The organism is Pseudoxanthomonas sp. JBR18, from assembly GCF_028198165.1.
Classification (GTDB): Bacteria; Pseudomonadota; Gammaproteobacteria; order Xanthomonadales; family Xanthomonadaceae; genus Pseudoxanthomonas_A.
Genome location: NZ_CP116339.1, coordinates 2,930,700 through 2,942,962 on the forward strand (window position 1 = coordinate 2,930,700; position 12,263 = coordinate 2,942,962).

Below are 12,263 nucleotides of genomic sequence, written 5' to 3' on the forward strand. Positions count from 1 at the left end.
ATCCAATGAATGAAGAATCATCAGGGGTAATGGAATGAGTACTGCGGCGGAATCTCCCAAGGCCAGGCTGGGCGGCATGGGTACGACGTTCTGGGCGATCCTGCTGGTGCTTTCCTTCCTGGTGGTGGCGGCCAATACGGCCGTGTCCACCTATCAGGGCAGTCGCCTGGCCGGTGCCGGAACCGGCGCGGCCGATCTGCAGGTCTTGTCCCAGCAGCTGGCCACCCAGGGCAACGAGGCGGTCAACGGCGACGCCGAGGCGTATACGGCCTTCAAGGCCACGCACGAGCGGATCAACCAGACCATCGCGTCGTTGCAGGAGCGCTTCGGCCAGGAGCCTGGCGTGAACGGCCCGCTGGAACAGCTGGTGGGCACCTGGAAGGCTCTGGATGCCAACGCCGGACAGATCATCAAGGCCGAGCCGGCGGTGCTGGCCCTGTCGGGCAACGCCAACCGTTTCGGTGCCCAGGTGCCGCAGCTGCAGGCCCAGCTCAACGAGGTGGTTCGCGCCATGTCGGCCAGTGGCACGCCGGCCTCGCAGGTCTATAGCGCCCTGCAGCAGGTCGTGGTGGCCGGGCGCATGGCCCGCAACGTGACCGAGATGCGGGCCGGTGGCAGCACTGCGACGATGGCCGGCGATGCGCTCGCGCGCGATGCCCTGGTCTTCGACCAGGTGCTCGAGGGCCTGCGCAACGGCAATGAAGAGTTGGGCATCGCGCCGTTGCGCAATGCGGCGGCGCTGGAGGCCCTGGAGCAGTCGCAAACGCTGTGGGCGCAGATGAAGCGCGACCTCGACGCGATCCTGGGCGGCTCGCGTAGCCTGTTTGCCGCCCAGAGCGCCTCGTCGGCCATCATCGGCGGCTCGGGCAAGATGCTGAGCGACAGCAAGGCGCTGTTCGACGCGTTCTCCGCGTTCGGTTCGGTGCGCGACACGCGTGTGTTTCCGAACCTCTGGTACACCATCATCGGCGGCATCGTGCTGGTGGTGTCGCTGATCGCCTTGCTCTACAGCCTCTACAGCAACAGCCGCCGCGAGCAGGAAGTCCGCTACCAGACCCAGGTCGAGTACAACAGCCGCAACCAGCAGGCGATCATGCGGCTGCTGGATGAAATCTCCTCGCTCGGCGAAGGCGATCTGACGGTCAAGGCTTCGGTGACCGAGGACATGACCGGCGCCATCGCCGACGCCATCAATTACGCGGTCGACGAGCTGCGCAACCTGGTGACCACGATCAACGACACCTCGGTGCAGGTGGCGGCCTCGACCCAGGAAACCCAGGCCACCGCGCTGCAGCTGGCCGAGGCGGCCAACCACCAGGCCGAACAGATCACCACCGCTTCGGAGCGCATCAACGAGATCGCGGTCAGCATCGAAGAGGTCTCGCGCAACTCCACCGACTCGGCCGAGGTGGCCCAGCGCTCGGTGCTGATCGCGACCGAGGGCGCCGGGGTGGTGCGCGAGACGATCCGCGGCATGGACCAGATCCGCGACCAGATCCAGGAAACCTCCAAGCGCATCAAGCGCCTGGGCGAATCCTCGCAGGAGATCGGCTCGGTGGTGGAGCTGATCAACGACATTTCCGAGCAGACCAACATCCTGGCGCTCAACGCGGCGGTGCAGGCGGCCTCGGCCGGTGAGGCCGGTCGCGGCTTCGCCGTGGTGGCCGACGAGGTGCAGCGCCTGGCCGAACGCACCTCCGGTGCGACCCGCCGCATCGAATCGCTGGTCCAGGCCATCCAGGCCGACACCAACGAGGCGGTCAGCTCGATGGAGCAGACCACCTCCGAAGTGGTGTCCGGTGCGCGCCTGGCCGAGGATGCGGGCACCGCGCTGGGTGAGATCGAGCGCGTGTCCAGCGACCTCAACGAACTGATCAAGAACATTTCTACCGCGGCCCAGCAGCAGTCGACCGCCGCGCTGGACATCACCCAGACCATGGGCGTGATCCGCCGCATCACCTCGCAGACCTCGCAAGGCGCGGGGCAGACTGCCGAATCGATCGGACATCTGACACAGCTGGCCTCGGACCTGCGTCGTTCGGTGGCTGACTTCAAGCTGCCGGGCTGAGGACTTTGAACGAATGAAGTGCATCAGCGACAACACGGTCACCCGCGCGCAGGTGCAGCCATGAGCGCCCTTCGCGAAGCGATGAGCCACGCCGTGCTCGGCTGGGTCAAGCCGGAGCTGGACCAGACCCTGCGCCTGGTGCGCGGTGAGATCGAGGCCTTTGCCGAGAACCTGGCCGACACCGCGCGCATGCAGGCGTGCGTGGGTTACCTGCACCAGGTGCAGGGCACCCTGCACATGGTGGAGCTGTACGCGCCGGCGATGGTGGCCGAGGAGCTGGAAAAGCTCGCCCAGGCTCTGCAGGAGAGCCGGGTGGCCGATGCGAACGAGGCGTGCGCGACGCTGATGCGTGGCACGGTGCTGTTGCCCGATTACCTGGAGCGCCTGCAAAGCGGGCACCGCGACATTCCGATCGTGTTGTTGCCCCTGCTCAACGACATCCGCGCCGCGCGTGGCGAGACAGGCCTGAGCGAGAGCGTGCTGTTCGCGCCCGACCTGGATCGCCCCTTGCCCCAGGACGTTCCCGCCACCGAGCCGCTCCCCGGGAATACCCGCGAGATCCGCTTCGCCCAGGCCTGCGATCATTTCGAGCGCATCCTGTCCGGTTGGAGCGAGGATGCGGCGCCTGCCGATGTCGGCGCGCTTGCCTCGGCGCTGCAGCCGCTGCAGCGCCTGGCCGAGCACACCGTCGCCCGGCGCATGCTGTGGGTGGCCACCTCGGTCGCCGAGGCGATGCGCGATGGGGCCATCGCCCCCAGCCCCGCGCTGCACCAGGCTTTCGTCGGCGTGGACCGCGTCGTGCGCCAGATCCGCCAGGGCCTGGTTCCCGGCGCGGCAGCGCCAGGGCAGGAGCCGACCCGCCAACTGCTGTACCAGGTCGCCAAGACCGACGCGGCGCATCCGGCGCTGGAAGACCTGCGGCAAGCCTTCGATCTGGCCACCGCTTCGCCGAGCCAGGCCGAAATCGAGCATGCCCGCAGTAGCATCAGCGGACGCAATCGCGCGCTGCTGGACACCGTCGGCGGTGCGGTGAAGGAAGAACTGATGCGCGTGAAAGACGCGCTCGACCTGCAGTTGCGCACCGGCGCGCAGATCGCAGAGCTCGCCCCGTTGGTGGCCGAGCTTGGCAGCATCGCCGACACCCTGGGCATGATGGGACAGGGGCTGGCCCGCAACGTGGTCCTGCAGCAGCGCGAGTCCCTGGCCGAGCTGGTCGACGGGCGCCGTACGCCCGATGAGAGCGCCCTGCTCGATATCGCCGGCGCGCTGCTCTATGTCGATGCCTCCCTGGACGACCAGGCCGCCAACCTGGCCGAGGAGGGGACTTCCCAGCCCCAGGCCAGCGAATCCCAGAACACTGTCGAGGTTCTGGCGGGCGAGGCGATCCGCAATTTCGCCGAGGTCCGCCACCAGTTCGTGGCCTTCATCGAGATGGACTGGGACCACGGTCAACTGGCCGACACCCCACGCTTGCTGGAAGAGGTGTGCGGCGCCCTGCGCATGCTCGAGCTGGCCGAGCCGGCCGACTATGTCGAAGGCGTGCGCCGCTACATCGCCACCGAGTTGATCGAGCGCAAGCGCGTGCCCAGCGGCACCCAGCTGGACACCCTGGCCGATGCCATGGCCAGCCTGGAGTACTACCTGGAAGCGTTGCGCGAACGCCGCCCCAATCGCGACGAGCTGATGGACATCGCGCGCTCCAGCCTGGAGGCCTTGCGCTACTGGCCGCTGCCCGTGCCTGCCGCGGCGGCCGCAGAAGACATCGAGACGGGGATGGTCGAGTCCGTCGATGACACGCCACCATCATTCGCGCCTGCGACCGCGGAACCCACGGCCGTCTCCCTGGATGACGCGCCCTCCCAGCCGGCGCTGGATCAGGACGCGCCGAGCAGCGCGCCGGCCGAGCCGCCGGTCGAGCTCGAGCGCGGTCCGGAGCTTCCGGCCTATGTTCCGGACGAGGCGGCTTTCGCGCAGTTCGATCCGGTAGCCAGTGAATACGCCGAATACGCCGACCAGTTGCCGACCGGCGGACTCCATGCGGCGTTGCCCGAGGTGGGGGACGTTGCACCGCAGGCCGTGGCCGACACGCCTGCCGTGGCGGTGGCCGATGACGCACCGGTCCCGGCCGCGGCCATCGAGACGGGCGCGCCTGCCCTGGAGTCGGGGTTCGACGCCAGCGGCCAGGACATCGACGACGAGATCCGCGACGTCTTCCTGGAGGAGTTCGACGAGGAAATCGCCAGCCTGCACGAGATGCTGCCCGGCTGGCGCGCCGATCCGGACAACCTGGAGCGCCTGCGTTCGATTCGGCGCGTCTTCCACACCCTCAAGGGCAGCGGCCGCCTGGTCGGCGCGCGCCAGTTGGGTGAGTTCGCCTGGAAAATCGAGAACACGCTCAATCGCGTGCTCGATGGCACCCGCGCGCCCACGCCTGCCGTGGTGGCACTGCTCGACCAGGCCACCGCCACGCTGCCGCAACTCAACCAGGCCCTGCGCGGCCAGCCGGGAGTCACCGCCGATCTGGCCGGGATCGAGCACGTCGCCGAGCGCATCGCCCAAGGCGAGGAAGCCTTCTACAGCGCGCCGTCCGCCGCCCCCGCGCCAGTCGAGGCCGCAGGGCACGACCTTGCGCACGCCGAACAGGCCGCAGCGGCCGCGCCGGAGCCTGACCTGGAAGGCACGCCGGCTTCGGTCGACAGCGTCCTGCGCGAGATCCTCGAGGCCGAGGTCGCCAACCACCTGCAGACCGTCGATGGCTGGCTGGCCCAGTGGACGCCCGGACGCGAGAGCCTGGCCGCCAGCGAGTCCCTGCTGCGCGCCTTCCACACCCTCAATGGCGCTTTTGCCATGGCCGACGTGCCGGAAATCACCGAGGTGACCGGCCGCGCCGAGCAGTACATCAAGCGTGCGCTGGGCAACGGTGCCAACATAGATCCGGCCGGCGTCGCGGGCCTGGCGGCAGCGACCGTGGCCGTCCGCGACACGATGACCGCGCTGCAGACCGAGCAGGCGCGCATTCCGCACTTCACCGCGCTGTGCGCGACGCTCTCCGAACTGCGCGACGGATTGCCGCAGGCGCCGCGGCCGTTGTCCACGGTGATCGACGACCGCCGGCAGAACACCTATGCCGGGCAGGGCGCCACGGACTTCACGCCGGATATCCCTGCCGGGACCGAGCTCACCGGTGCGATGGACCTGTCGCGTTTCATCGATACACCAGAATCGACCGGGCCCGGGATGCCGGCGCCCGAGCAGCCTGGCAGCGATGCAGCGAGTCGGGACGACGGGTTCGATCTCGATCATGGCGACCACGCCCAGCTGTCGGCCGAGCCGATCGCGCAGGATGGCGAGGGGCCGGAGGTGTCCGAAAGCGACCTGTCGGCAGGTCTCTCCTTCGACCCGGTGGCCGCCGAGTTCGACGCGCCGGCCGAGCAGCCCGGTACACCGCTCGAGGTGGAGAACGGCGAGCCGCAGGCGCTGGTGGAACCGGACGACATCGAGCGCACGTCCGTCCAGGATCCCGAGATCGATGTCGAGACCCTGGATGCCGCCGCCCTGCCGGCGACCAGCCCTGAGACCGAAGACGCCTTGGTGCTGGAAGACGCTGCCGCCTGGTCCGTGGCGCCGGTCGATGCTGACGCGGTTGAGGACGTCGATCTGACCCCGCCGGAAGCGGCGGCCGAAGCCGCGGCCTGGGCCGAGACCCTCTCCCCGCAGGCCGTCGAGGAGGCCATCGCGCCTGCGGCCCCCGAGGCTGAGGCTGTCTTCGATGCGCCTGGCAATTCCATCGCGGAAGACGCGCCGTCGCTGGCGGCGGGTGCTACCGAAGACCCCAGCCCCGACCTGCCTGCCGTGGGCGAGGCATCGTTCGACGATACGCCTGCTGATGGGCCCGCTGAAACGACCGTGTCCCAGGAGGACCCAGGCGTTGCCGTGGTCGATGCGCCGCAGCCGCCGGTCAGCGACCTGCCCTCGCAGGCGGCCGCCCAGACCCTGGACTTCGAGATGTTCGACCGCGATCTGGTCGACATCTTCGTCGAGGAAGGCAACGATCTGCTCGATCACTCCGATGGCCTGCTTGCGCGTCTGCGCGAAACCCCGGACGACCGCAGCTTGGTGATCGGCCTGCAGCGCGATCTGCACACCATCAAGGGTGGCGCCCGCATGGCCGGGATCTCGGCGATCGGCGACCTAGGGCATGCGATCGAGTCGCTCCTGGAGCAGGTCGCCGAACATCGTGCGGAGGTGGATCGTGGCGTGGTCGGGCTGCTCGAGCGCGGCTTCGACGTGCTGCACGGCATGCTGGCGCGCACGGCCGATTATCTGGTGGTCGAGTCGCAGCCGCAGCTGGTCGCGGAATTCGATGCACGCGCACAAGGTGCGACGTTGCCAGACGAGGCGTCGCCTGTCGCGGTCGAGCCGGTAGAGACCGAGGAAGCGGGCACGCCGACGACCGGCGCGGACGTGTCCGAGTCGTTGGCTTCGGACGCTTCTGAGGCGCCTGCGGAGTTCACCGCCGCCATGGACGATGTCGGCGCGACTTCCGAATCCGCGGTGACCGACGACGCAGAACAGCGCGAAGCCGCCGAGGCCGTCGAGCACCCTGCGCCGTCCTTCGAGGCGGATGCACCCACGGACGTCGTCGAGGTCGAGGAGGTCGCTGCCGACGACCTGGAGACCGTTGCGTTCGATCGCACGGTGTCCGAGCCCGCGGAAGCCGAAGATGTAATGGCGTCGGCGGACCCGGACGCGGAGCAGGCAAACGAGGAAGACCGCCTGCCTGCGCTGGATGTGGAAGGCATCGCCTTCGACGCCGGCGTGGATGCGCCAGCGTCGACGCCCGACGACCAGGAGTTGGCCGAGACCGCCGACACAGCGGCATTCGAGGTGCACACACCTAGCGAGGCGGAGGCGCCCCACGTTGCCGACGCCGTGCCGGAAGCCCCAGAACACCTGGAGGCACCGGAAACGGAGCGCGAGGTGCCGGTGGCCGCCGCGGCCGCTTTCGACACGCCTGCCGCGCCGCACCCGCTCGAAGCCCTTGCCGCGGTGGCAGCGGTGGCCACCACCGGTCCGCAGCCGATCCCGCACCTGGCTCCGCTGTCGGCGCCGATCGATCTGGAGGCGGCCGGCGAGGAAGACACCACCAGCCTCAGCACCGGGCAGGAACAGGTGCGTGTGCGCGCCGATCTGCTCGATCAGCTGGTGAACAACGCCGGCGAAGTGGCGATCTACCGAGCGCGCCTGGAGCAGCAGATGGGCGCCTTCCGCGCGGCCATGGCCGAGCTGGATCGCACCAACACCCGCTTGCACGATCAGTTGCGGCGCTTGGACCTGGAGACCGAAGCCCAAATCGTGGCCCGCTACCAACGCGAGCACGACACCCGTGACGCCGAATTCGATCCGCTGGAGCTGGATCGGTTCTCCACCCTGCAGCAGCTCAGCCGCGCACTGGCCGAGTCCGCGGCCGACATCAGCGGCCTGCAGGGCGTGCTGGACGATCTGGCGCGCCAGAACGACAGCCTGCTGGGACAGCAGTCGCGCGTGAGTTCGGAACTGCAGGACGGCTTGATGCGCGCGCGCATGGTGCCGTTCGAAGGCAGCGTCCCGCGTCTGCGCCGGGTGTTGCGCCAGGCGGCGCAGGACACCGGCAAGCAAGCCCAGCTGCAGCTGGAAGGCGCCCATGGCGAACTGGACCGCAACGTCCTGGAGCGCATGACCGCGCCGCTCGAGCACCTGCTGCGCAATGCGGTGGCCCATGGCCTTGAATCTCCGCAGGCACGCCGCGATGCGGGCAAGCCTGAAGAAGGCAGCGTGCGCGTGGTGCTGCGCCGCGAGGGATCGGAAATGGTGCTGCAGGTGGCCGACGACGGCGCCGGCATCGACCACGCCGCCATTCGGCGTCGCGCCGAACAGCGCGGCATCCTCAAGCCTGGCGCCGAGCTGTCTGAGATGGATCTGGAACGCCTGATCCTGGAGCCGGGTTTCTCGACCGCAGAGGAAGTCAGCCAGCTCGCCGGACGTGGCGTGGGCATGGACGTGGTCCACAACGAGGTTCGTCAGCTTGGCGGCACCCTGGAAATCGCGTCGGTCGCAGGTCGCGGCACCACCTTCACCCTGCGCCTGCCGCAGACCCTGGCGGTCACCCAGGCCGTGTTCGTGCAGGTTGGCGAAACTCAGTTCGCGGTGTCGGTGGCCGCGGTCGGCGGCGTGGGGCGCCTGAGCCGGGAACGTTTCGACTCCGGGGCCAGCTACGTCTACGGGGGCGAGGAATACGCGCTGCACGACATGGGCACCCTGGTGGGCCTGGACCCGGCCAAGGCCGAAGGCCAGCCGGTGGTTCCGCTGCTGCTGGTCCGCGCCGGCGAGCTGCGCGCGGCCGTGGCGGTGGACCAGGTGCTGGGCAACCGCGAGATCGTGGTCAAGCCAGTGGGGCCGCAGATCGGCTCCATCCCCGGCATCTACGGCGCCACGATCACTGGCGACGGCAGTGTGGTGGTGATCCTGGATGCCGCGCCGCTGGTGCGTCGCTACATGACCCAGCCGACCTCGATCACGCCGGTCGTCGCGGTCGTCGAACAGCGCCAGGTGCCGCTGGTGATGGTGGTCGACGATTCGCTGACCATGCGCAAGGTCACCAGCCGTGTGCTGGAACGCCACAACTTCGAGGTCAGCACCGCGCGCGATGGCGTCGAAGCGCTGGAACGCCTGGAGGAACGTGTTCCGGACCTGATGCTGCTGGATATCGAGATGCCGCGCATGGACGGCTACGAGCTGGCCACCGCGATGAAGGCCGACCCGCGTTTTGCCGGCGTGCCCATCGTGATGATCACCTCGCGGACCGGCGACAAGCATCGCCAGCGCGCCCTGGAGATCGGCGTGCAGCGCTACATGGGCAAGCCGTACCAGGAGCTGGACCTGATGCGTAATGTCTACGACCTGCTGGGGATTGCCCGTGTCCGCGATTGAGTCCGACACCGTGCCGCCCGCCGCGCCGCGGGTGGCCCTGCTGGCCCGGCCCGGGCGCGCCCGCGACCAGCTGCGCGATGCGCTGCTGGGAGCCGGCGCGCAGATCGCGCTGGAGGACGATCCCAACGCACTGGCGCCGGAAGCACTGTCCGCGGCCAGCCCGCAAGCGGTGCTGGTCGCGCTGGAGCCGGCCATCGAGGACGCGCTGGTCCAGTTGGACGCGGTGTTGTGCGATCCGGCGCTGACCGTCATCTATGACGACGCCGAGCTGGCTACCTCCCGCGATGGCTGGGACGCCCAGCGCTGGGCGCGCCACCTGGCGGCCAAGCTGTACGGGCATCGCGACGTGCTGCCTCCGGGCCTGGAGATCGAGGCGCCGCAGCCTGAGCCAGGCCGCCCGCAAGCGCCAGCCGAGGTCAGCGACGATACGGTCGACAGGCATCTGCAGGAAGCCGCCGGACAGGCCGCCGCGCTGCCCGAGGACACCGGATTCCAGTTCGATCCGACCTCGATCGAACAGGACGAGGAGGCCGACCAGGCGTCGGCGGCGTTCAGCATCGATGCCGAGCGCTGGACCCCGCCCGAGCAGCCCGAGCGGCTCGCGCTGGTGGACGATTTCTCCGCACCGGCCGATGCCGTCAGCGCGCAGGCGGACGCGATCGAGGCGCCGCCTGCCCAGCTAAGGGCTGAGCCCACGCAAGCGGCAGCTCCGCCCGCACTCCCTTCATTCGCGCACCTGTCGCTGGTGGAGGATTTCGAGATCGTGGCGCCGGCTAGGCGCGAGCCGATGGCGGCCCCGGTTCTCCCGCCCGGGCTGGACCACCTGAATTTCGAGCTGGAAGCGATCGAGGCCGAACCGGTCGGGGACGCCGCGCAGGAGGCCGCGGGCGCCAAGGTGGCCGGTGCGGTCCTGCTGTACGCCGGCATCGGCGGACCCGATGCCGTGCGTCGGGTCCTGGCCGGCCTGCCGGCCGATTTCACGCTGCCGGTGCTGGTGCAACTGCGCCTGGATGGCGGCCGCTATGACAACCTGGCACGCCAGATGGAGCGCGCATCGCCGCTGCCGGTGCTGCTCGCCAAACCCGGCATGGCCGCGCGGGCGGGTTACGTCTATGTCGTGCCCGATCAGGTGGCGGCGGCGGCGCAGGATGGCGTCGTGGTCTTCGGCGAGGGGGCATCGGATGTGACCGGTCTGCTCGATGCGCTTCCCCCCGCACGCACCGCGGTCCTGCTGCTCAGCGGCGCCGGGGTGGAATGCGCGGAGCCTGCCTTGATGCTTGCCGCGCGCGGGGCCCTGGTGGGCGGACAGTCGTTGCAGGGCTGCTATGACTGGACGGCGGCCAAGGCCCTTGAACAGGGGGGCGGGGAGACCGCGACCCCCGAAGCGCTGGCCCAGCGCATCGTCGACGCCTTGGGAGGCTGATCGCATGACCCGTTCCAACGACGAAATCCGAGGCTTCCTGATCCAGGCCGGCGCCGAGCGCGTCCTGCTGCCGAACGCCACCGTGGCCGAAGTCCTCTCGCGCGTGCCTGTCCAGGCCGTGGAGGGAACGCCGCACTGGATGCCGGGCAGGATCGACTGGCAGGGTTGGCAGGTGCCGGTGTTCTCGATGGTCGACCTGGGCGGCCTCGGCCACGAGCCGGTGACCAGCAGCAGCAAGATCGTGGTCCTCAAGACCCTGACCGGCAGTGAGACCACGCCCTACATCGGGCTGATGACCCAGTCGTTCCCGCGACTGATCTCGGTGCCCCGCGACGGGCTGCTGGCCGACGCCAGCGAGGAGCCGCTTCCGCAAGGCGTGCAAATGCGCGTGCTGCTGGGCGACGAGTCGGCGTTGTTGCCGGACCTGGAAGCCATCGAAACCCTGGTGTGCGAGGCCGCGGCCCAGGCGACCAGCGCCGTCTGAGTCGGTTCACGCCTCATTCGCGGCGTTGGTGCGAGGTTTTGCACCTCTTTTTGATCTCGCGAGGCACAGCACATGAAGTCCACGTTCCAACGCAGCCTGTGGTCGTGCCTGCTGCTGGCCGCCGCGGGTGCTGCCCAAGCCCAGTCGGCTACCGCTCCGCCGTCGACCGCTGCCCAGACCGTGGCGCCACCGCCGCGCTCTGCAGACAACACCCTGACCACCGAGTTGCCGCCTCCGGGCTTCAAGACCATGACGATGGAGACGCCGCAGGGGCCGGTCACCGTGAACTGGGGACAGCCGAACAAGTTGCCCAATGCCGCCGATTACCATGTCACCGTCGCCGAACTGGATAAGAACGGGGATGGCGTGCTGACCAAGGACGAGATCCCGCAGGACCAGGCGCTGTACAGCGAGTTCCGTCTGGTCGACAAGAATCACGACGGCAAGATCACGCCAGAAGAGCTCTCCCAATGGCATTGAGCCGCGTCTGATCTTTGCTTTCTTCCGCCAGAGATGAAAAAACGCCGGGCATTGCCCGGCGTCTTTGCTTCAACGGTCCCGGCACAGGCTTGCTCAGAGGTCGCCAAGCAACGCCTGGACCGCGGCAATGGCAGCCAGGCCCGCGGTTTCCGTCCGCAGCACGCGTGGCCCCAGGCGCAGGCCCTGGAAGCCCATGCCCTCCAGCGCTTGCCGGTCGCGGGGCGACCAGCCGCCCTCCGGCCCGATGGCGATGACCACCTGGCCGGACGCCGGCCGGACCAGGGTGGTCAGGCGCTGGGTGCCGATCGGATCGAGCAACAGGCGCAGGTCGTCGGCCGGCAAGTAGTCGGCGGCGGTCGCGATCGCGACCGGCTCGCGCACATCCGGAACGCGCGCGCGACCGGACTGCTCGCAAGCGGCGCGGACGACGCCACGCCAGTGCGACACGCGCTTCTGCAGGCGCTCTCCGGAAAGCCTGACTTCCGAGCGCTCCGAATCGACAGGCACAATCGCGGTGACGCCCAGCTCGGTGGCCTTCTGCAGGATCAGGTCCATCTTCTCCCCGCGGGCGATCCCTTGCAGCAGCGTCACCTGCAGCGGGGACTCGGTCTCGACCGCGCGTGCGCCGGTGATCTCCACCTGGCTGGTGCGCTTGCCCACCACGCCCAGGCGCGCGTCGTAGTCATGCCCATCACCGTTGAACAGCACGCAGGCATCGCCCTGGCGCAGGCGCAGCACCCGCGACAGGTGCGCGGCGGCTTCCTCCGGGAGGTCGAGCTGCATGCCAACGGCCAGGGGCTGCTCGACGTGGACGCGGGTCAGGCGCATGGCGTGCCCGC

The 12,263-nt window shown here is 69.2% G+C and carries 6 protein-coding genes; 5 read left to right on the plus strand and 1 reads right to left on the minus strand.

The features are described 5' to 3' along the window. Positions 1-34: 34 nt before the first annotated feature. The 5 genes from PJ250_RS13135 (at position 35) to PJ250_RS13155 (ending at position 11,424) form a co-directional block, all read left to right on the plus strand. Positions 35-2,068, plus strand: a complete 2,034-nt coding sequence (locus PJ250_RS13135; RefSeq protein ID WP_271645025.1) for a methyl-accepting chemotaxis protein — start codon at positions 35-37, stop codon at positions 2,066-2,068. Between the two features lie 60 nt (positions 2,069-2,128). Beyond that, positions 2,129-9,037 carry a hybrid sensor histidine kinase/response regulator gene (locus PJ250_RS13140; RefSeq protein ID WP_271645027.1) on the plus strand — a complete coding sequence of 2,303 codons (6,909 nt, stop codon included), beginning with the start codon at positions 2,129-2,131 and terminating at the stop codon, positions 9,035-9,037. Beyond that, positions 9,024-10,460: a chemotaxis protein CheB gene (locus PJ250_RS13145; protein WP_271645028.1), complete on the plus strand. Its 1,437-nt coding sequence runs from the start codon at positions 9,024-9,026 to the stop codon at positions 10,458-10,460. The genes PJ250_RS13140 and PJ250_RS13145 overlap by 14 nt, the downstream gene beginning before the upstream one ends. A gap of 4 nt (positions 10,461-10,464) precedes the next feature. Further along, on the plus strand, positions 10,465-10,944 hold the full coding sequence (locus tag PJ250_RS13150; RefSeq protein ID WP_271645029.1) for a chemotaxis protein CheW: 480 nt from the start codon (positions 10,465-10,467) through the stop codon (positions 10,942-10,944). 72 nt (positions 10,945-11,016) lie between these two features. After that, positions 11,017-11,424, plus strand: a complete 408-nt coding sequence (locus PJ250_RS13155; RefSeq protein ID WP_271645031.1) for an EF-hand domain-containing protein — start codon at positions 11,017-11,019, stop codon at positions 11,422-11,424. A 93-nt stretch (positions 11,425-11,517) separates the two neighbouring features. Here the strand turns inward: PJ250_RS13155 and PJ250_RS13160 are convergent, their stop codons facing one another. After that, entirely contained in the window at positions 11,518-12,252 is a 735-nt protein-coding gene (locus PJ250_RS13160) for a 16S rRNA (uracil(1498)-N(3))-methyltransferase (RefSeq protein ID WP_271645033.1), read from the minus strand. Between the last annotated feature and the right edge of the window lie 11 nt (positions 12,253-12,263).

What these genes read in the sequence shown, in the direction of transcription:
- PJ250_RS13135 (WP_271645025.1), top strand. Translation starts at nt 35, where the DNA reads ATGAGTACTGCGGCGGAATCTCCCAAGGCCAGGCTGGGCGGCATGGGT.
- PJ250_RS13140 (WP_271645027.1), top strand. Translation starts at nt 2,129, where the DNA reads ATGAGCGCCCTTCGCGAAGCGATGAGCCACGCCGTGCTCGGCTGGGTC.
- PJ250_RS13150 (WP_271645029.1), top strand. Translation starts at nt 10,465, where the DNA reads ATGACCCGTTCCAACGACGAAATCCGAGGCTTCCTGATCCAGGCCGGC.
- PJ250_RS13155 (WP_271645031.1), top strand. Translation starts at nt 11,017, where the DNA reads ATGAAGTCCACGTTCCAACGCAGCCTGTGGTCGTGCCTGCTGCTGGCC.
- PJ250_RS13160 (WP_271645033.1), bottom strand. Translation starts at nt 12,252, where the DNA reads ATGCGCCTGACCCGCGTCCACGTCGAGCAGCCCCTGGCCGTTGGCATG.